Annotated in this window: 18 protein-coding genes, 1 other RNA gene and 1 other annotated feature; of the genes, 13 read left to right on the forward strand and 6 right to left on the reverse strand. The window is 35.5% G+C overall.

The window, feature by feature from the left end; all coding sequences use genetic code 11:
* Nucleotides 1–488: 488 nt before the first annotated feature.
* Both treP and AC4BC4_RS06440 read left to right on the forward strand, forming a co-directional pair.
* Entirely contained in the window at nucleotides 489–1,958 is a 1,470-nt protein-coding gene (treP, locus tag AC4BC4_RS06435; protein WP_490477156.1) for a PTS system trehalose-specific EIIBC component, read from the forward strand.
* A gap of 171 nt (nucleotides 1,959–2,129) precedes the next feature.
* Nucleotides 2,130–3,134 (forward strand): nucleoid-associated protein, encoded by a 1,005-nt coding sequence (locus AC4BC4_RS06440; protein WP_490477157.1) that lies wholly within the window; start codon nucleotides 2,130–2,132, stop codon nucleotides 3,132–3,134.
* 117 nt (nucleotides 3,135–3,251) lie between these two features.
* Here AC4BC4_RS06440 and AC4BC4_RS06445 read toward each other — a convergent pair whose 3' ends face one another.
* Nucleotides 3,252–3,608: a YxeA family protein gene (locus AC4BC4_RS06445; RefSeq protein ID WP_490477158.1), complete on the reverse strand. Its 357-nt coding sequence runs from the start codon at nucleotides 3,606–3,608 to the stop codon at nucleotides 3,252–3,254.
* A gap of 181 nt (nucleotides 3,609–3,789) precedes the next feature.
* Here AC4BC4_RS06445 and AC4BC4_RS06450 point away from each other — a divergent pair, with 181 nt between their 5' ends.
* Together AC4BC4_RS06450 and AC4BC4_RS06455 are read left to right on the forward strand one after the other, a co-directional pair.
* On the forward strand, nucleotides 3,790–4,494 hold the full coding sequence (locus tag AC4BC4_RS06450) for a zinc metallopeptidase (RefSeq protein ID WP_438756290.1): 705 nt from the start codon (nucleotides 3,790–3,792) through the stop codon (nucleotides 4,492–4,494).
* Nucleotides 4,495–4,577: 83 nt separating this feature from the next.
* Nucleotides 4,578–4,913 (forward strand): hypothetical protein, encoded by a 336-nt coding sequence (locus AC4BC4_RS06455; RefSeq protein WP_438756288.1) that lies wholly within the window; start codon nucleotides 4,578–4,580, stop codon nucleotides 4,911–4,913.
* A gap of 48 nt (nucleotides 4,914–4,961) precedes the next feature.
* On the opposite strand, the gene AC4BC4_RS06460 is transcribed toward AC4BC4_RS06455, so the two are convergent.
* Nucleotides 4,962–5,816, reverse strand: a complete 855-nt coding sequence (locus tag AC4BC4_RS06460; protein WP_490477159.1) for a helix-turn-helix domain-containing protein — start codon at nucleotides 5,814–5,816, stop codon at nucleotides 4,962–4,964.
* Nucleotides 5,817–5,927: 111 nt separating this feature from the next.
* Between AC4BC4_RS06460 and tadA the strand changes: the two genes are divergently transcribed.
* The 3 genes from tadA to AC4BC4_RS06475 all read left to right on the forward strand — a co-directional run bounded on the left by tadA (nucleotide 5,928) and on the right by AC4BC4_RS06475 (nucleotide 7,202).
* The gene (gene tadA / locus AC4BC4_RS06465; RefSeq protein WP_490477356.1) at nucleotides 5,928–6,398 is read left to right on the forward strand and encodes a tRNA adenosine(34) deaminase TadA; all 471 of its coding nucleotides are present in this window, start codon (nucleotides 5,928–5,930) and stop codon (nucleotides 6,396–6,398) included.
* 40 nt (nucleotides 6,399–6,438) lie between these two features.
* Nucleotides 6,439–6,523: signal recognition particle sRNA small type (gene ffs / locus AC4BC4_RS06470), an RNA gene on the forward strand.
* A 289-nt stretch (nucleotides 6,524–6,812) separates the two neighbouring features.
* Nucleotides 6,813–7,202 (forward strand): pyridoxamine 5'-phosphate oxidase family protein, encoded by a 390-nt coding sequence (locus tag AC4BC4_RS06475; protein WP_490477160.1) that lies wholly within the window; start codon nucleotides 6,813–6,815, stop codon nucleotides 7,200–7,202.
* A gap of 219 nt (nucleotides 7,203–7,421) precedes the next feature.
* Here the strand turns inward: AC4BC4_RS06475 and AC4BC4_RS06480 are convergent, their stop codons facing one another.
* The 4 genes from AC4BC4_RS06480 to AC4BC4_RS06495 form a co-directional block, all read right to left on the reverse strand.
* Nucleotides 7,422–7,925, reverse strand: coding sequence for a DUF5067 domain-containing protein (locus AC4BC4_RS06480; RefSeq protein ID WP_490477161.1), 504 nt, complete (start codon nucleotides 7,923–7,925; stop codon nucleotides 7,422–7,424).
* 471 nt (nucleotides 7,926–8,396) lie between these two features.
* Nucleotides 8,397–9,200, reverse strand: coding sequence for a TPM domain-containing protein (locus tag AC4BC4_RS06485; protein ID WP_490477162.1), 804 nt, complete (start codon nucleotides 9,198–9,200; stop codon nucleotides 8,397–8,399).
* Complete coding sequence (locus tag AC4BC4_RS06490) at nucleotides 9,197–10,369, reverse strand: TFIIB-type zinc ribbon-containing protein (RefSeq protein ID WP_490477163.1); 1,173 nt, start codon at nucleotides 10,367–10,369, stop codon at nucleotides 9,197–9,199. The genes AC4BC4_RS06485 and AC4BC4_RS06490 overlap by 4 nt, the downstream gene beginning before the upstream one ends.
* A gap of 120 nt (nucleotides 10,370–10,489) precedes the next feature.
* The gene (locus AC4BC4_RS06495; RefSeq protein WP_490477164.1) at nucleotides 10,490–11,722 is read right to left on the reverse strand and encodes an SPFH domain-containing protein; all 1,233 of its coding nucleotides are present in this window, start codon (nucleotides 11,720–11,722) and stop codon (nucleotides 10,490–10,492) included.
* Between the two features lie 329 nt (nucleotides 11,723–12,051).
* Between AC4BC4_RS06495 and pbp4 the strand changes: the two genes are divergently transcribed.
* The 6 genes from pbp4 (at nucleotide 12,052) to argS (ending at nucleotide 19,209) form a co-directional block, all read left to right on the forward strand.
* Complete coding sequence (gene pbp4 / locus AC4BC4_RS06500) at nucleotides 12,052–14,088, forward strand: penicillin-binding protein PBP4(5) (RefSeq protein ID WP_490477165.1); 2,037 nt, start codon at nucleotides 12,052–12,054, stop codon at nucleotides 14,086–14,088.
* 125 nt (nucleotides 14,089–14,213) lie between these two features.
* Entirely contained in the window at nucleotides 14,214–14,933 is a 720-nt protein-coding gene (gene tsaB, locus AC4BC4_RS06505; protein ID WP_490477166.1) for a tRNA (adenosine(37)-N6)-threonylcarbamoyltransferase complex dimerization subunit type 1 TsaB, read from the forward strand.
* Nucleotides 14,917–15,465 carry a ribosomal protein S18-alanine N-acetyltransferase gene (rimI, locus tag AC4BC4_RS06510; protein WP_490477167.1) on the forward strand — a complete coding sequence of 183 codons (549 nt, stop codon included), beginning with the start codon at nucleotides 14,917–14,919 and terminating at the stop codon, nucleotides 15,463–15,465. The genes tsaB and rimI (AC4BC4_RS06510) overlap by 17 nt, the downstream gene beginning before the upstream one ends.
* On the forward strand, nucleotides 15,455–15,934 hold the full coding sequence (rimI, locus tag AC4BC4_RS06515; protein WP_490477168.1) for a ribosomal protein S18-alanine N-acetyltransferase: 480 nt from the start codon (nucleotides 15,455–15,457) through the stop codon (nucleotides 15,932–15,934). Before rimI (AC4BC4_RS06510) ends, rimI (AC4BC4_RS06515) begins: the two co-directional genes overlap by 11 nt.
* A complete protein-coding gene (tsaD, locus tag AC4BC4_RS06520; RefSeq protein WP_490477169.1) occupies nucleotides 15,931–16,965 on the forward strand; it encodes a tRNA (adenosine(37)-N6)-threonylcarbamoyltransferase complex transferase subunit TsaD in 1,035 nt (344 codons plus the stop codon). The genes rimI (AC4BC4_RS06515) and tsaD overlap by 4 nt, the downstream gene beginning before the upstream one ends.
* A 66-nt stretch (nucleotides 16,966–17,031) precedes the next feature.
* Nucleotides 17,032–17,233 (forward strand) — a binding site (T-box leader).
* Between the two features lie 287 nt (nucleotides 17,234–17,520).
* A complete protein-coding gene (gene argS / locus AC4BC4_RS06525; protein ID WP_490477170.1) occupies nucleotides 17,521–19,209 on the forward strand; it encodes an arginine--tRNA ligase in 1,689 nt (562 codons plus the stop codon).
* Nucleotides 19,210–19,225: the final 16 nt, after the last annotated feature.

Below are 19,225 nucleotides of genomic sequence, written 5' to 3' on the forward strand. Positions count from 1 at the left end.
TGACATTCAGTATGTATATGTAAACATTCCAATTTAAGCTCGAATTAAGAGTGGTTCAATCAGTCTTGCAAATCGCAGAGCAGCTTTAAGTAAAGTACCGAAAAAGTTTAATTCCCACTGCGTGAAAATATAATGAAAGTCAATAGAGTACCACCAACAAAAAGTAATACAATAAAATCTAAAGTTGAAATTTGAACTGCTGGCCAAGATATTCATATTTTAGTAGCAAGTTCATTTTTCTATTTTTTTCTCATTTTAAAAAAATAGATAGTACAATATGTTTTCTTTTTATTCGAGCACCCCATGTGACTATTTTACAAAATAATTTCCAGTATTTTTTTGTTCTTTAGATAGATCATTCATTCGATATGAATTGGAATCAAAAAACTTCTTATTTGAAAAGAAAACGCTTGTAAAAAATCAAATAATAAAGTATTATACAAATACAGCTAAATTGTATATACAAGTTAAAGAGAGGAGCAAAGAAAATGGGTAAGTTTCAAGAGGATGCAAAAAAACTGTTAGAAGATGTAGGGGGAAAAGAGAACATAGCAGCTGTTTCACATTGTGCGACACGAATGCGGTTTGTTTTAAATGATCCAAGTAAAGCTGATACACAAGCAATTGAAAAAATAGCAGCTGTTAAAGGGACTTTTACAAATGCTGGACAATTTCAAGTTATTATTGGTAATGAGGTACCGCAATTTTATAATGAATTTTCAGCTATTTCAGGACTTGAAGGCGTTTCCAAAGAACAAGGAAAAGCAGCAGCAAAACAAAATCTTAATCCAGTTCAACGCGCTATTTCTGTTTTAGCAGAAATTTTCACACCGCTGATTCCAGCTTTAGTTATTGGTGGATTGATTTTAGGATTTCGAAATGTATTAGAAGGAATCCCGTTTGGCTTTTTAGATGGACAGAAAATTGTTGAAGTATCGCAATTTTGGAGTGGTGTGAACTCATTTTTATGGCTAATTGGTGAAGCAATTTTCCAATTCTTACCAGTAGGAATCACATGGAGTATTACGAAGAAAATGGGTACAACACAAATTCTAGGGATTGTTTTAGGGATTACATTAGTATCACCGCAATTATTAAATGCTTATTCCGTTGCGAGTACAGCCACAGCTGATATTCCTTTTTGGGATTTTGGTTTCGCTCAAGTAAATATGATTGGGTATCAAGCTCAAGTTATTCCAGCCATGTTAGCAGGTTTTTTACTTGCCTATTTAGAAATATTTTTCAGAAAAGTCATACCACAAGCAGTTTCGATGATTTTTGTTCCGTTATTTGCTTTAGTACCAACTGTGATAGCGGCTCACGTGATTTTAGGACCAATTGGTTGGGCAATCGGAAGCTGGATTTCAGATATCGTAAATGCTGGATTGACATCGTCACTTAATTGGCTATTTGGAGCTGTATTTGGTTTTATGTATGCACCTTTAGTTATAACTGGGTTGCATCATATGACAAATGCAATTGATTTACAGTTGATTGCTGATTTCCATTCAACCAACCTGTGGCCGATGATCGCGTTGTCTAATATTGCGCAAGGATCTGCCGTTTTAGCTGTTGTCTTCATGCACAGAGGCAATAAAGATGAGGAACAAGTGTCAATTCCAGCAATGATTTCTTGTTATCTTGGCGTTACAGAACCAGCAATGTTTGGGATTAATTTGAAGTATGTTTATCCATTCGTAGCTGGAATGATCGGTTCAGCTTGTGCTGGGCTATTCGCAACGTTATTCGATGTTAAAGCAATCAGTATTGGTGTAGGTGGGTTACCTGGTATCTTGTCTATCGTTCCTCAGTATTATCTAGCATTTTTCGGAGCAATGGTGATTGCAGTGATCGTACCCTTTATATTAACGTATATTTTCAGAACGAAGGGAATTTTCAATAAACTTGATCCGGTGGACGAAGCGACTGGAAAATTGTTTGTAGAAGAAAATCAATAAGGATTTTAAAAGAAAAAATAGTTTTTACAAAGAAGTAAGGCAAGAAATTATTGCTTTACTTTTTTGTTTCTTCAAAACTAAATGATTTATTTCGCTTTTCTCATAAAGTAGTTGGCTTTTTTTGTTGTTTCAGGTAGACTAAATAAGGCTAAATAAAGGGGAGAATGACAGATGGACATTTATTTAAAAAGTGCAATTTTACACATTATTGATCGCGAAACTGGAACTCCAGTATTTTCAGCGAAGGAGTTGGATTTAACTACGGAATACATTCGTGTTTATCTAACGAGCAAAATAACAAAACTTTCGACGGCTCAGACAAAAACGGGTATTTTAGCACAAGAAAGCTCTTTTGTAGATAAAATGCGGGGGATTCCGAATGATTTTATCCAAAAAAGTCAGGATTTGGCTCAACATTGGTATGATGTTTATTCAGGTAGTGAAGATGCGCCAAGTGCGGATGTTCTTTTCATCTTATATGAATTGGATACGGTGATGCATTTAGCGATGATCAAATTAAATTACAAAGAAAGCTACACGCATTATGTGGATTATGAAGATGAAGCAGTTTACAATAAATTGATTATCAACCGAGCTATTTTACCTTCAAAATCACAAAAGCCTGATGAAGGAATGACGGTTAATCTGGATACTTTGGCTTATGAATTGTTAGAAAAGCGGTATGAGTTTTCAGGAGATAAAGTGTGGTATTTTTCTGAGAAAGTAATTGAATCACAGCCAGCACCTTCTATAGAAGAAAATATGAAAGAAATCAAAAAAGCTGTAAAACGAATCGGTAAAAAGTTTAATGAAGATGAATTTGAATTGATTGCATCTGTAAAAGAAGCAGTATATGAAAGTATTGAGGAAACTGGAACAATTGATAATGATCAAGTTGCCGAATTGGTTTTTAAAGAAAATATTTCGGCACGAATGGCGTATCAAGATGAAGTCAATGAATCAAAATTTGTTGATAAGACACCGCCAGTTCGTGAAGCTAGAGAAATTTCAGAGAAAAAATTTGGGAAACAAAAATTAAAAATGAGCAATGGGATTGAATTGATTGTTCCACTTGAGGTTTATCGAAATGGCGATTTGATCGAATTTGTTAATAATCCAGATGGAACAGTATCGATTGTTTTGAAAAATATCGAAAAGATAAGCAATCAATTGTAAATGAGGTTGGAACAGAAGCATTTATTTCTGAAGGAGCTGTTTTTGCTCCCGCCGTTTATTCGGACTTCTTAAGGCTAGAATATAACTCGTAGAGTTATGTCCTAGCCTCGTTTACTATTATTTCGTTAATTTTGCAAAAGCTTTTTTTGGAACAGTTTTTTCGGGAACTTCTTCCCAGCTGAGAACACCTTTTCTCGGATTAACTTTTAACTTTAAGTAGGCATTGATTCGTAATGGTTTATCTCTAATTTCGAATGTCTTTTGGACTGTCTTTTCACCTTTTTTATTAAATGCAGTATGCGTATAATCATATTCCGTGTATTTTTCACCGTTTGAAAACTTACCAGACTTTATTTCAACTGGTTCTCCTACACGAGTATAATAATCCTGACCGCCAAAGTAATAGTTATAACCAAACCAAACTCCTGCGGTTAAAAATACGAATGGCACGATTAAAAGTAAATTTTTTTTCAATGTGATCACCTCTTAAATGTAGTATGCCTTTTTTTTAGGAATGGTACCATTGAAAGGTCTTAAAATAATGTGACAGTATTGTTAGAATTTCAATTTAAGAGTTCATAAATTCATCAAGGTATAGTTATACTTTTTTAAGAAACTCATGCTACAATAAAGAAAAGAATAGGAGGAATAAAAAATGATGCCTTTTTATGCAATATTTGATCCGACATACATCTTAGTCATTGTAGGATTATTAATATCGATGGCTGCATCAGCTTATGTAAATAGTACGTTTAAAAAATATGATAAAATTCAAAGTCGAAATAATGTAACAGGGACAAAAGCAGCGCAATTTATTTTGCAGAAAGAACAAATCAATGATGTAGGTGTTCAACAAATTGCTGGCGACTTGACGGATAACTATAATTCTGGCAATAAGATGCTAAGTTTGTCTGAAGCAACTGCCCAGTCAACTTCTGTTGCGGCTATTGGTGTAGCGGCACATGAATGCGGACATGCAGTGCAGGACCATACAGGATATAGTCCGCTTAAAATTCGTGCAGCGATCGTTCCAGTAGCTAATTTCGGTTCTGCGTTGTCATTTCCAATTATTTTAGTTGGTATACTGTTTAGTTGGAATCAAACATTGATCAATATTGGTATACTCGCTTTTTCATTGGCTTTAATTTTTCAATTGGTTACTTTACCAGTGGAATTTAATGCATCACGTAGAGCGTTAAAAATCTTGTCAGATGGTAATATTTTAACAGAGGAAGAAGTACCGATGGCAAGAAAAGTTCTATTTGCCGCAGCGCTGACCTATGTCGCCGCAGCTTTAGCTACATTTTTACAATTACTTCGTCTCATCATCTTATTTGGCGGGAATAACCGTCGGAACTAAAAATAGTTGATATTCTGTTTTATTACCTCAATTTTTAAGAATATGTTATCATAAGAATAGATAGTAAGAAGGAGCTGAAAAGAATGAAAACATCAACAAAAATCAGTATTGGTTTAAGTCTTGCTGCAGTAGCAGGTGTGTCAGTTGCAGTGATTGCATCTGAGAAAATCGTCAAAAAAGTTTACCATGTATCGAATCGTTTTAAAGCGAAAAAATTTGTGAATGATAAATTTGGCGGCAACGAAAAATTACTAGGGATTGTAGATGATTTATCAGATGATGAACTTGATTCTATGATGAATATTTTAGGTAAAGTCAAAGATGGTAGAAAAAAAATCTCTGCATACGGAGAATCTTTAAAAGACAATACTGAAAACATAAAAGATCGTTTAGTTAGTTTTGTTGAAGAAATGATGTAAAAAACATACTAAGATTAGAGGGTATATACCCTCTAGTCCTAGTATGTTTTATTTTGTAATCAATAAATAGCAAAAGACAAGGTCATCCATTTTTTTTAAAGATAGACCCGTTTGTTCGTAAAATCTTTCTAAACGATAATGGAGTGTATTACGATGCATGTACAAAGCTTTCGCAGCTGAACTGATATTTCCTTGATTAGACCAAAGAGCAAGGATGATCTCCTGAATTTCGCTTGTCAAAACAAGGTTTTTTACAAATGTCTGAACGATTATACTTTCTTTCATCGCCTCGTTGGTAAAATAATGCAAAGCAACATCAGATAAGGAGAAGGTGGCTTTCCCGCGAATATTTTCTGCTTCTGCTTTAAAAATTTGCTGTTCTTCTTTAAATAATGCCGGGAAATGGTCGTTTACAGGAAAAAAATTACCGACAAAGACGGTTGTGGATGAATCGAAGTCAGCATCCAACGTTAAAAAGATACTTTGAAGTTCTTCTAAGCTATAGTGATTTTTTTCATATTTTTCAATTAAAGCGCCATCATTTTCACTGATAAAAAAGAAATCATCTAAATTTGGAAAGATTTCTGTTATACTATTTTCCCATTCTGATTGTAAAAAGGCTTTTGGCTTTTTGAGTTGAAACTGTAGAATACGAAAAGTTCCCTCAATATCCATGGTTGTTTGTGCGAAAAGATACCTAAACCAGCGATGTTTTTTTTGATCGACAAAATATTCTATTTCAGGAAAGATTGTTTCCAATAAACGGATTTCTGTTTCTTGTAACGCTTCCTTGTCAAGGATAAAATAATTACCATCAATTGGTAGTGAAAGAGCTTCACTCGTAGCTTTTGTTTGTTGGATTTTCCCAGCAGGATACAATTTAACTAATTCTTCAATAGTCATAGACACACCTCACTGATTTATTGTACCATGAATAAGACAAAAGTATAAAGGGCGAGAGGTGGAAATCGTTTGAATGAAAAAATAAGTTCTCTAACACTGGAAGAAAAAGAAATGTTTATGTTAGAAGCAATCAAAGAAGCGAAGAAAGCAGAAGCGATCAAAGAAGTGCCGATTGGGGCTGTGGTCGTATTAGATGGACAAATCATAGGACGTGGACATAATCTTAGAGAAGAAAGCCAAGATGCTACGGCCCACGCAGAAATGTACGCAATCAAACAAGCCTGCGAAGCAATTGAAAATTGGCGCTTAGAGCGTGCGCAATTATTTGTTACGTTAGAACCTTGTCCAATGTGTAGTGGAGCAATGATTCTGTCTAGAGTCAATGAAGTATACTACGGGGCCAAGGATCCAAAAGGCGGAACGGCTGGAACTTTAATGAATTTATTAGAAGATGAACGTTTTAACCATGTGGCGTATGTAGAAGCTGGAATTTTGACACAAAAATGTGGTGATTTACTCACAAATTTCTTTAGAAATTTAAGGGAAAAAAAGAAACTTTTAAAAAATCAACAGAAAGACTAGCCAAGCGTCAAAAAATGCGGTATACTAAATCTTGCCGAAAGGCTAGGACAATGGTGGGCTTACGAAGCGTGTCAGATCTGGAAGGAAGCAGCACTAAGTAGGTGCCGCCATGTGTCTGAATAAAATGATTCATTAACTGACTGTAAGGTCTTTTTTTTTATCTTAAATCTGTAAGAATAGCAATTATTATACTTTATAACTCTATTGAATCGAGCGTTTTATCAGGTTTGTGTCAATCGTTTTATATAGTTTCATCGTTCTGTCTTACATGTTAAAAATGAACTATGCAGATGTCAAAATAGATTGATTTTAAATCGTCGCGTAGGTGGTGATTTTTTTAATTTTCTTCTATTTTATAAAAATCATTTTGGTGTGATCACGACTATACAAAAATACAAATAAAGAGGTAGAAAATTGGATAAGACAGAAAAAATATTGCGTGAGGTATCTTCTTGCGTCGTTTCGACAATTGATGACAATAACTTCCCTGTAAATGTAACGTTGACTAAAATATTAGAGAGAACGGGGTACGCAACACTATTCTTTTATTTTGACAAGCACTCAAATTCAGTTAAAAATATGAAAAGAACACCAAGAGGCAGTGTCTCTTGTTTTATAGAGTATTCTGATCGAATAGAAACATTAAATTTGAAAGGGACCTTTACTATAGAAGGTGACTGGAAATTGCATGAGATACGAGAAAGTGTAGAAGATGCGAAAAAGAAACTTAAATATAAAGAAGCGGTGATTGTGGTTTTTGAAACAATGCACTATGAAGTTGAAGTAGTTAATAAGTTGATTTAGATCGTAATTTTTAACGAAAGAGGTAGATGTTTCTTTCGTTAAAAAAACGGTTTTTTGGATAATTAAAGCGGACATCGCTTTAGATGAATGAAAATAGTATTTACTGTGCAAAGAAATAGCCTATCAACATGAATCGGTCTAAAATAACCGTAAATATCACAATAAGGGATGCAGTCCAGCAAAATGGGACTGCATCTCCTTTCGTTATGTTGTGTCAAATCAATTTAAGTTGATCGTTTTTTCTCCGAGTACTTTTCCAGCCATCCCTTGATTTACTTTTAAAAGTACGGGTGTCTTAGTATCATCTAAATCATAAGAGATGAGTGCTTTCATTGTGTCACCAGGTTTGATATCATCTAATTTATGTTCTTTGAACTCAGCAAACTTTTCATCTTGGGGCGTCATACCGATCGTTAATTTATTAGTTGTGCGTGCATCTTCTTGAGAGAGTCCCATACAGGCGATCCAAACAGTGGCGGCAGAAATTGACTCATTACTATCATTTGTTACTTCGTAAGTAATGGCCAACTGTGGTTTTTCTCTCAATAAATTTTCATTTGCAGGCAAAACTTCAGTCGAAATTATAGTAAGTGTACCCACATCGATTTTTAACGTATTGTTTTTAAAGTATGCTCTTTCTGATTTTTTTTGAGAATTTGAAGTAGATTCAGATTTGCTCGATTTATTGCTGCCGCCACACGCAACCAATGTTATGCTACACACTATTAATAGGTCAAAACTTAATATTTTTTCATTAATAAATCCTCACTTTTCAAAAATAATGTTTATAAAAATTCCCAATATAATATAGGTCGATTTAATTTATTTTATTTATAGGGCTATTTAACTCTATACTACCTTGTATTTTGCTAAATAACAAGATTACTTTAGCGAGTAATTAAATTATTTTTAGAAATGAAAAAAATACAGTTATTTCTATTTTTTTATTAAAAATTTATATAGTTTTAATGGAGTAAATGAGAATTTTTTTATTATCATCAGTGTTATATTATTACTAAATAGTTGACTAAAATAAAAATACTTTTTTCAATCGAAAGGCAAATAATGATGATTTTTGAAGGATTAAATGCTAAAAATTGTCAGCAAATATAGGATACGTACATTGTTGCAAAAAGATCCTCATTCAAATGAGACGAGTTACTTCTCATTTGAATGAGGATCTTTAACGATCTATTAAAAACTACGACCGCCGCCGCCAAATGTTCCGCCACCAGTTGAATTTGTGCTGCTTCCACCGCCACCACCACCACCGCTAGAATTATTTCTAGGAATACGGCGAGTAGTAACAAATGAATTAACCAGAACATCATTGCGTAATGTTAAATCAAGACTAGATTTTTCTTTAAATGGGTATTTGTAAGTCCCAAATTTTAGTTGGTATTTTGAAATATTGATAGCAAAGAAAATACTACTTAAAACGATTGCTGCTACAAAAGCAATCATGATTTCTGTTTTGGTCAAAGTTTTATAACGAGTGACTTTACCTGTTTCAGTATCGACGCGATAATGACCACCAAGCACGCCTTGATCGAAGTAATAACTGGTCTTATCTAGAAAACTTTGAGCTGCCTCAAAATAGTTGCCGCTTTTCATACTTGGTTCAATAGCATCTAAGGTTTGGTCTATTCGCTTATCGGTTAAATAATCAATCATATTACCAGAAGTGGAAATAATAAATTTACTCTGGCTCATATCAATATAAAACGTGATGCCATTTTGATTTTTTCCAATACGCTCAAGCATATAATAATCCGCGAATCTTTTTGAATCCATTTCGTTATCAGTATTTGTCACGATAAAAACGCGGGCTTTGGTTTTAGCTTCGATTGGTGCAATTGCTTCTTTTAGCTGAACGATCTGTTCTGCTGTAAAAAGAGCAGCCTGATCATCAATTGGATCTTCTGCAGCTTGAACAGTGGAAGAAAAACCGAATACTAAAAAAATGAGAATAAATAGTGCAGGAAAAACCTTTCTCATATAAACCAACCTCCGATCAGAAAAATAGCTAAGATTGCAGCAAAAATGCCAAATGTAAACAGTCCTAATCGTTTGTAACTGATCGGTAAAATACCACTGACTTTTCCTGTTTGTCCGTTCATAGCATAGTAATAAACTTTTTTTGACTGATCATTGCTACGATAAGTAACGACCCAAATCGGTAAAAGCATATAGTGATTTTTTTCGTTGTCTAAAGAAATATCTGTGCGTAGTTTTGTCAAGGTGGTATAGCCAGAAGCTGTATCTCTTAGTATGGATTCAGAATACTCTTTTAGTTCATTTTGAATAGATTGTTGGATTGCTTCGTATTCAATATCTCGTTTTTCTGCTTGAAATCCTGCTAAATATTGACTTTTAAATGAAACAGCTTTATCTAATAAAAAAGGCTGGACTGCTTCAACCATTTTTTGTTGGACATTTTTAGAAAGAGCATTCTTGATCAATTCTTTAAAAGAAATTTTGCCTTGCCTTTGCACATCAAATTGCTTTGTTTCAGTATATTCAATGTCACCGATACGCCAAATACGGATAGTTGTTCCCAAACCACTCATCTGACCGTCGATTTGGGCATCTACAACCCAGTATGGAAAATAAACGCCTGTCATTTTATCAATTTGTTCTTTGTTGAAAAAGTCTTTAGGAATAAACCATTTCTTTTTTGCCCAAGCTAAAAACTTTTCCACCGCTTCTTCTTTTTCGATAGCAAAAGGTAAAACTTTTTCTGGAAGGAACTTTCCACTCAAACGTCCAGATAAGACAACAGGATTATGACAATAATAACAGTAGGTGGCCGCAGTCGTTGCTTCCGTGACGATTTGAGCACCACAACTTGGACAATCGAATAATTCCATGGCACCTTCCAAGGTATCTTCATCCATAGTATCTGTTCCACTAGCTTCTTTAAAAGCTGATTTTTCTTCAACAGTCATTTCATCTACCTGTGAATCAGCAGTAAAAGTTAAATCTGATTCATAAGTCTGATCAGTGTTTTTTTCTAAATGTGCGTCTCGTTGTGAAGCTTCATAAGCGGTGACTTCAGCTTCCGTGTAAACGCTTAAACAGTATTCACAATGAAACTTTTGATCTTTGGGATCAAATAATAAAGGACCCCCGCAGTTTGGGCATTTGTGTGTAAACGTATCCGTCATGATTATTCCTTTCTTTGGATAATAAATTAAAAGAGTCATTGGTGATGCTTAGATTGTTTTATTCCTTTAAATTAGAAAGAAAAAGGGCAAGACACGGTCGCCCAGCCCAATTTCCTTGGTTTATAATGGAATCCCTTGAAATGGTTTGCCACAATGTGGACAGAACTTTGGAATGCCATTAGCCAAATCAACGATTTCACTACATTCGCTACATTTCATTTCCAATTTTGGTTGCTCATTGGTTGGTTTAGGCGTACCGCAATTTGAGCAGAATTTACCATTGTTCTCGGTTCCACATTGTGGACACGTCCAAGTATCTGTAGATCCTTGTGCATTTTGTTGATTTTGTTTTTCTTGCATTTGTTGTTGATTGGTTTGAGAGGCTTGAGCAAAATAATTACCACTTGTATTCATTCCCATACCAACACCCATAAACCCGTTCATTGCGCCACCTTCATTATTTCCAGCCGCTTCCATACCACGAGCCATCGCGCCTTGCACATAGCCTTCACGAACTCCAGCATCACTAAGCATAGCACCTTGGTTACGCATGTTGATCAATTTAGTTGAATCATCGGTATAAGAAATACTAGCAACTGCAACAGAAACAATCTCCATCCCACGAAGTTCGCGCCATTCGTCATCTAGTACTTGCCCCATATATTTACTTAATTCTAGGCTTTTAGATGGAACATAAGAAATTCGTTCACCGTCTGCTGACATTTTATTGATAGCAGATTGGAGTGCCGCTAAAAATTCAGCTAAGTATTGTTCGTTGATATCATTGATGTCTACTTGTGATTTATTTCTTGGGATTGCATTTGAGAAAAATAATAAAGGATCAGTAATTTTAATCGAATAGTTCCCATGCGCTCGTAAAAATAGTTCAGCATTATAAAAATTATCGAAATAATTGATTGGTGACGATGTACCAAACTTGATTCCTTTGACTTCTTGTAAGTTGATATAAAAAACTTGTTGTTTTTGTGGTGTCACACCACCAAACTTAAAACGATCAAACGTTTCCGAGACGGCATCTTTTAATGATCCGTTAAACGCAGAAGGGGCTAAATCATTTTTAACTGTGTAATAGCCTTCTTCTGCAGTATAATCGATTATTTTTCCACCATCGACTAGAATCATCATCATATTTGGATAGACGTGAATAACCGAGCCATCTGTCAAAACATCTTCGGTTCCTTTGCGATTTGATCCTCGTTTATCATTTTTTCGAACAAAAACGCCTTTCGTCATAACCGTTGTGTCGCCCATATTATCAGGCTCAATAACTTCGATCCATTGATCAGCCAATCCGCCGCCGATAGCACTTGCTGCTGCTTTAATAATTCCCATTCGAATGTCCTCCTAAATTTAAAAGCGTAATGGACTCATCCTGCTCATTTCCTGATATCTTCACCTCTTAAAGCTGTAGCAATTAAGAATTGATGAGATCTAAAAGCAAAGGACTAGCCCATAAAGCTATGTAAAAAGTACTAAGTAAAAATAGTATACCACAAGTAAGCGCAATATAAATACCATTAGAAGCTAATGGCAAAATAGAAAATGAACCAAGTTAAATGACCTAAATAGTTGAAAAAGTCTCATTTTTCTTCCGTAGACTTTGCTAGATGAGGTATAATAAATAAGAAGAAATAGAATCATGGACTTGGGGGATTGAAAAAATGGAGAAAAGAAGCAAAAAAAAATCAAATAAAACAGTGATTTTAGCTGTTAGCGGAGTCGTTTTAGCTGCGGCCGTAGTGGGAGGCTATTTTGCCTATAGCTCATGGCAAAAGGCACAAGAACTAAGTAAAGCAGAAAAATCTGCTGAGACGTTTTTAGACCATCTTTCAAAACAAGAATTTGAGAAATTTCCTGAGCTATTAAATGAAACTTCTGTAAAAGAAAGCGGCTATGACAACGATAGAGTCGTAGAAAAATACCAAACAGTTTTTTCAGGTATCCAAGCGGAAGGAATTAAAAGTAAAGAGATCAACGTAGCACAAGATAAAGAGGGACAGTATACGTTTACCTATAAATTAGAGATGACGACACCTTTAGGAAATTTAAAAGACCTATCCTATAAAACGACGATCAAAAAAGAAGGAGAACGTTATAAAATCAATTGGGCACCTAATCTGATTTTTCCAGAAATGGCTGGTCAAGATAAAATCTCAATTGGTATTGATACTGCAACAAGAGGAGAAATAGTTGATCGCAATGGAGAGGGGTTAGCCGTTAATCAGGCTTTTGATCAAGTTGGGATCGTACCATGCAAACTTGGGGAAGGTCAGGAAAAAACAGAGAATATCAAAGCGTTCAGTGATCAATTCAAAATTTCTGTCGAGGACATCGAGCAAATGCTCAAACAAGATTGGGTCAAGCCAGATGCGTTTGTTCCTTTGGCAATTTCTTTTGATCCAATAACAACCTTGCCAAAAGGAGCCGCTTCTCAAGATACAATTGTTCGTTATTACCCATTAAAAGAATCAGCTGCTCAATTGGTCGGATACGTCGGTAAGATCACAGCAGAAGATATCGAAAAAGATCCAACGTTGAGTAGTACTGGTGTAATTGGAAAAGTCGGATTGGAACAAGCTTATGACAAGCAATTGCGCGGACAAGATGGCGGTAACATCACCATTACGGATGAAAATGGCAATGAGAAAAGTATCTTGCAAAAAACGGACAAAAAAGACGGCGAAAAAATACAATTGACGATTGATAAAAATGTGCAATCACAAGCTTATGATATTTTTAATAATCGCCCGGGTAGTGCAGTTATTATGAATCCACAACAAGGTGACTTATTAGCAGCTGCTAGTTCTCCATCGTTTGATCCAAATAAGATGGCAAATGGAATTTCCCAAGCCGATTATGATGGCTATGCAAATAATGAAAATTTACCATTTACAGCTAGATTTGCGACAGGTTATGCTCCGGGTTCGACATTTAAAACAATTACTGGTGCGATTGGCTTAGATGCTGGCACCTTGAAGCCTGATGAAGAAATTGCGATCAATGGCTTAAAATGGCAAAAAGATGCTTCATGGGGTGATTATTTTGTCACTCGTGTGAAAGAAGCTAGCCCTGTAAATCTAAGAACCGCTCTAGTGAATTCTGACAATATTTATTTTGCGCAGCAAACATTGCGGATGGGAGAAGACACATTTAGAAAAGGATTAGACAAATTTATCTTTGGTGAGAAATTAGATTTATCAATTCCAATGAATCCTGCACAAATTTCTAATGAAGACAAATTCAATTCAGAGATTTTGTTAGCTGATACAGGTTACGGGCAAGGACAGTTGTTGGTTACACCAATCCAGCAAGCAACAATGTATACAGTGTTTCAAAATGAAGGGAAACTGGTTTATCCAAAAATAGAGTTGAATAAAGAAACAAAAACAAAAGAAAATGTCATCAGTTCAAACGCAGCAAATACGATCGTAACTGATTTACTGGGCAGTGTAGAAGATGAGACCGGTTATGTCCACAATATGTATAATCCAGAGTTCTCTTTAGCAGCAAAAACAGGAACAGCTGAAATCAAAGACAAACAAGATACGGTTGGGAAAGAAAATAGTTTTCTATTAGCGATGGATCGAAGTAATAATCATTTTTCAGCTATGATCATGGTGGAAGATTCTAGAAAAAATGATACGGCAACAAATATCAGTAAACCATTGATCGATTATTTAGAGGCAAATATCAAGTAATAACAAAACTAGGACAAAGCGTGACGGGCGTTTTTGTCCTTCTTTCCTTTTAACCACTCGTTTTTTTACGAACGAATAAAAATATGCTACAATTAACCAACTAGATGAAAGAAAGGAACTTTTTTGTGCGAATTTTAGCAATTGATACTTCGAATCAGACATTGACAGTTGCTGTTTGTGAAGAGAAGAAGATAATAGGACAATACACAATCACAGTTAAAAGAAACCATAGCTTAACTTTGATGCCAGCGATTACCCAACTCGTGAAAGAGGTTGGATTAACACCAAATGATTTTGACCGCATTGTTGTGGCTCAAGGGCCAGGATCATATACAGGGTTGCGAATAGGTGTAACAACAGCAAAAACATTAGCATATACATTGAAAAAAGAATTAGTAGGCATCTCTAGCTTAAAAACATTAGCCGCAAATTGTGTTATGGTAAAAGGGACGATCGTTCCAGTTTTTGATGCTAGAAGAAATAATGTATACACTGGAGCTTATGAATATGTCGATGGTATTTTGACAATGAGGATCGCTGATCGACACATTGCGATGAAAGAATGGCTAGAACAATTAAAAACAGTTGACCAGCTATACTTTGTCGGGGAAGATGTTGAAAAATTCCGTTCGCAAATCGAATCAGTAGTACCTCATGCAAAAATCTGTACAATTTCTGAATGGCAAATTCCAAATGGTGCAGTTTTAGCAGAGCTTGGTAGATTAGCTGAACCTGAAATTGATAGCCATCAATTTTTACCCAACTATTTAAAACGAGTAGAAGCTGAGGAGAATTGGCTAAAAGAACATACATCTGAGGTAGAAAATTATGTTGAAAAAATTTAATCTTTTTCATAATATTTTAGGTATTTTTTTTAAAAATCGTCCATATGACGAGAAAACTGTAGAAATAGCCAATCAAGAGTATTTTGTTCGTGGCATTAATCTTGACGACATCAAAGATTTACTTTCAATCGAAAGAGAAGTGTACGCTGGAGAATTACCTTGGACTAAAACAGCTTTTTTAGTTGAGCTCCAATCTTCAGATCCGCACCTGTACTTACTCATTCAAAAAGAAGGAAAAACGATAGGTTTTATAGGCTGTCGTATTTTTGGAAAAGATGCTCATATTACGAACGTTGCAGTTTTGACTCAAAACCAAGGAAACGGAATCGGTCGTTTTTTGATTAGAGAAGTCCTTGACTTTGCAAGAGCCAATGAGTGTGAAAAAGTTTCTCTAGAAGTCAGGATTAGCAATAAAAATGCTCAGCGCGTTTATCGACAACTTGACTTTGTCTCAAATACAATCAAACCGAACTATTATACAGAGAATAAAGAAGATGCCTTAGAAATGATTCTATATTTAAATGAAAAGTGAAGCGATGTATTATTCAAAAAAACAATTACCAACACAAAAACTTGCCGAAAATCTTTGGTCGATAAGTGAAGGCTCATATACCAACGGCTCACCTTGGTCGACGGAACAATTTTGCGTTGACTTAGCTCAAAAGACGAGCGAATACCTTGTATTGATTAAAGAAGGTAGCTGGATCGGTTTTGTTAGCTATCATTTTGTTTTAGATGAAGCTGAAATTACCCATGTCGTGATTCATAAAGAATTTCAACATAAAGGATATGGTGACAAACTGATAAATCAACTGATTCAAAAATTTGTTAAGCAAGAAATTTGTCAGGTCTTTTTGGAGGTTCGAGCATCTAATACAAGCGCAAAAAAATTATATGAAAAAAATGGCTTTAAAACGATTAATTATCGAAAGGGCTATTATAGTCACCCTAAAGAAGACGGAATCGTTATGTGTTTAAAAGTTAAGGAAGTGAATCAATGACTTTTTTTAATAAAGAAAGAAAATTACTATTAGCTATTGAAAGTAGTTGTGATGAAACAAGCGTTGCAGTTATTGAAGATGGTGCCGAAATTTTATCGAATATCGTGGCTTCTCAGGTAAAAAGTCATCAACGTTTTGGTGGTGTTGTGCCAGAAGTTGCTAGTCGTCATCATGTAGAAGAAATTACTTTATGTATTGATGACGCTTTAGCAGCAGCAGACGTAAAACCAAAGGATTTGAGTGGTGTAGCTGTTACATATGGACCTGGTTTGGTGGGTGCTTTGTTGATTGGTATCTCTGCGGCTAAGGCATTTGCGTGGGCACATGATTTGCCATTGATTCCAGTCAATCACATGGCTGGACATATTTATGCCGCTCGGTTTGTGGAACCATTGCAGTTTCCGTTGATGGCTTTATTAGTCAGCGGTGGTCATACAGAATTAGTATACATGAAAGAAACGGGTTCATTTGAAATAATTGGTGAAACAAGAGATGATGCTGCTGGTGAAGCATACGATAAAGTAGGTAGAGTGTTAGGTTTAACTTATCCGAGTGGTAAAGAGATTGACGAGTTGGCTCATCTTGGGCAAGATACGTATCATTTTCCTCGGGCAATGATCAAAGAGGACAATTATGATTTTAGTTTTAGTGGGTTGAAAAGTTCATTTATCAATACGGTTCATAATGCTGAACAACGTGGCGAAAAATTGATAGTTAAAGATTTGGCTGCGAGTTTTCAAGCAAGCGTTATCGATGTACTGGCTGCTAAAACAATTCGAGCCTGTAAAGAATACCCAGTCAAGCAATTAGTGATGGCAGGCGGCGTTGCAGCGAATAAAGGATTACGTGATCGTTTTAGTAAAGAAGTAGCTAGTGAACTTCAAGGCGTAACCTTCATTGTTCCACCACTTAGATTATGTGGGGATAATGCGGCAATGATAGGTGCAGCAGCATTCATAGAAGCCGATAAAGGACATTATGCAGATTATCACTTAAATGCAGATCCTAGTTTGTCCTTTATGAACATTTAAACTTAAAAATCAACTGACAAGACTAGGCATAGAGAAAAATATTTGCTATAATGAACCCAGTTTAATAATGATTCATTGAAAAAGAGAGTACTTCATTAAAAATTGTCTAAGCGATTTCGGGAAGGTGAAAGCCGAAAATAGTTAAATGAAGGAAACGCACTTTCGAGAATCTGCTTATGCAGACGGCAGTCTACCGTTACTAGATTAAGTGGGTCCGTCAAATGAACGGACAATTAGAGTGGTACCGCGGGAAAATCTCGTCTCTGGTGTTTTTAACACTAGGGACTTTTTGTTGTGAACCACTACGACTGACTTAGTCAAAGTAGATTGTGAACAATACTTGGCGACTAAAAAGACGAAGTGATTTTATGATGCACGATCCAAGGTATCAGAAAGACACGTTGCCATACCAGAAACCATCAATCATCTAAATCACACACAGACAAAATGATGTTGTCGATTGCTCAAAAAGAAGAATTTTTGAACAAAAGTGATAATTAATTGTTGATCAATCTCTATCAAACAATAGAAAATCAATCATATAGGAGGATATCCATGAATAACAAAGAAATCGTAGCGAAAGCCATTTATGACGTAGTAAAAGAGGACCTTTCCTTAGAAACAGTCACACAATTATTGGAAAATCCAAAATCTGTCGACCATGGAGATGTCGCTTTTCCAGCATTTTCATTGGCAAAAGTTTACCGCAAAGCACCTCAACAAATCGCTGCTGAATTAGCAGAAAAAATCACAGGCACTGATTTTGAAAAAATCGAAGTAATTGGCCCTTATTTGAACTTTTTCATGAATAAAAAGATGGTCAGTCAGACAGTGATTGGTCAGATTGCCAAACAAAAAGGGCATTATGGTGACAGTTCGATTGGTGAAGGCAATGTACCGATTGACATGTCTTCCCCTAATATTGCCAAACCAATTTCAATGGGACATCTGCGCTCCACAGTAATCGGAAATTCGATTGCGTTTATCCTTGAAAAAATTGGTTATTCACCTGTTCGTATCAACCATTTAGGCGATTGGGGGACACAATTTGGTAAACTGATTGTGGCATACAAAAAATGGGGATCAGAAGAATCCGTTAAAACAGCACCGATCACCGAATTATTACGTCTATATGTACAGTTTCATGAAGAGGCTGAAACACAACCCGAACTAGATGAAGAAGCGCGTGCTTGGTTTAAAAAACTAGAAGAAGGTGACCCAGTAGCCACTGAATTGTGGCAATGGTTCCGTACAGAGTCATTAAAAGAATTTGATAAAATATATTCTATGTTGGAAGTTTCTTTTGATTCATATAATGGAGAAGCATTCTACAACGATAAAATGGCTGAAATTGTCACGATGTTAGAAGAAAAACATCTGTTGCAAGAAAACCAAGGGGCTGAAATTGTCGATTTGTCAGCCTATGACCTAAATCCTGCGTTGATTAAAAAATCAGATGGTGCAACACTGTACATCACACGTGATTTAGCCGCAGCTGTTTACCGCAAACGTACTTATGACTTTGCAAAATCAATCTATGTTGTCGGAAATGAGCAAAGTAATCACTTCAAGCAATTAAAGGCTGTTTTAAAAGAGCTTGGCTTTGATTGGTCTAAAGACATGCAACATGTACCATTTGGTTTGATCACACAAGGTGGTAAAAAATTATCGACGCGTAAAGGAAAAATTGTTTTACTAGAAGAAGTATTGAATGAAGCAGTTGAATTAGCGAATAAGCAAATTATGGAGAAAAATCCTGATTTACCTAATCGTGAAGAAGTGGCTAGACAGGTTGGAATCGGTTCTGTTATTTTTCACGACCTAAAAAATGATCGTTTGAATAATTTTGACTTTGTTTTAGAAGAAGTTGTCCGCTTTGAAGGAGAAACGGGACCCTATGTCCAATACACGCATGCTCGTGCAATGAGCATTTTAAGAAAAGCTGATTTCACTATCGATGAGACCAAAGACTATGCACTAGATGATAAAGAGAGCTGGGAAGTCGTTAAACTATTGCAAAAATTCCCCGAAGTTGTTATGCAAGCAGCTGAAAAATATGAACCTTCAGTTATTGCAAAACATGCGATTCAAGTTGCTCAAGCATTTAATAAATATTATGCACATGTCAAAATCTTGACTGAAGATGAGCAAAAAGAATCACGTTTAGCGTTAGTTTATGGGATGGCGACTATTATTAAAGAAGATCTACGTTTGTTGGGTCTACATGCACCGAATGAAATGTAATAAGTAAATCAGTCAA

The sequence above is a fragment of the Enterococcus sp. AMC1086 genome, assembly GCF_058216575.1.

Coding starts and splice junctions, on each gene's coding strand:
- treP (WP_490477156.1), top strand. CDS start 489: ATGGGTAAGTTTCAAGAGGATGCAAAAAAACTGTTAGAAGATGTAGGG.
- tadA (WP_490477356.1), top strand. CDS start 5,928: ATGTTTATGTTAGAAGCAATCAAAGAAGCGAAGAAAGCAGAAGCGATC.
- tsaD (WP_490477169.1), top strand. CDS start 15,931: ATGACTTTTTTTAATAAAGAAAGAAAATTACTATTAGCTATTGAAAGT.
- AC4BC4_RS06455 (WP_438756288.1), top strand. CDS start 4,578: ATGAAAACATCAACAAAAATCAGTATTGGTTTAAGTCTTGCTGCAGTA.
- rimI (WP_490477168.1), top strand. CDS start 15,455: ATGAAAAGTGAAGCGATGTATTATTCAAAAAAACAATTACCAACACAA.
- AC4BC4_RS06450 (WP_438756290.1), top strand. CDS start 3,790: ATGATGCCTTTTTATGCAATATTTGATCCGACATACATCTTAGTCATT.
- AC4BC4_RS06495 (WP_490477164.1), bottom strand. CDS start 11,722: ATGGGAATTATTAAAGCAGCAGCAAGTGCTATCGGCGGCGGATTGGCT.
- pbp4 (WP_490477165.1), top strand. CDS start 12,052: ATGGAGAAAAGAAGCAAAAAAAAATCAAATAAAACAGTGATTTTAGCT.
- rimI (WP_490477167.1), top strand. CDS start 14,917: ATGTTGAAAAAATTTAATCTTTTTCATAATATTTTAGGTATTTTTTTT.
- AC4BC4_RS06490 (WP_490477163.1), bottom strand. CDS start 10,369: ATGACGGATACGTTTACACACAAATGCCCAAACTGCGGGGGTCCTTTA.
- AC4BC4_RS06460 (WP_490477159.1), bottom strand. CDS start 5,816: ATGACTATTGAAGAATTAGTTAAATTGTATCCTGCTGGGAAAATCCAA.
- AC4BC4_RS06440 (WP_490477157.1), top strand. CDS start 2,130: ATGGACATTTATTTAAAAAGTGCAATTTTACACATTATTGATCGCGAA.
- AC4BC4_RS06485 (WP_490477162.1), bottom strand. CDS start 9,200: ATGAGAAAGGTTTTTCCTGCACTATTTATTCTCATTTTTTTAGTATTC.
- argS (WP_490477170.1), top strand. CDS start 17,521: ATGAATAACAAAGAAATCGTAGCGAAAGCCATTTATGACGTAGTAAAA.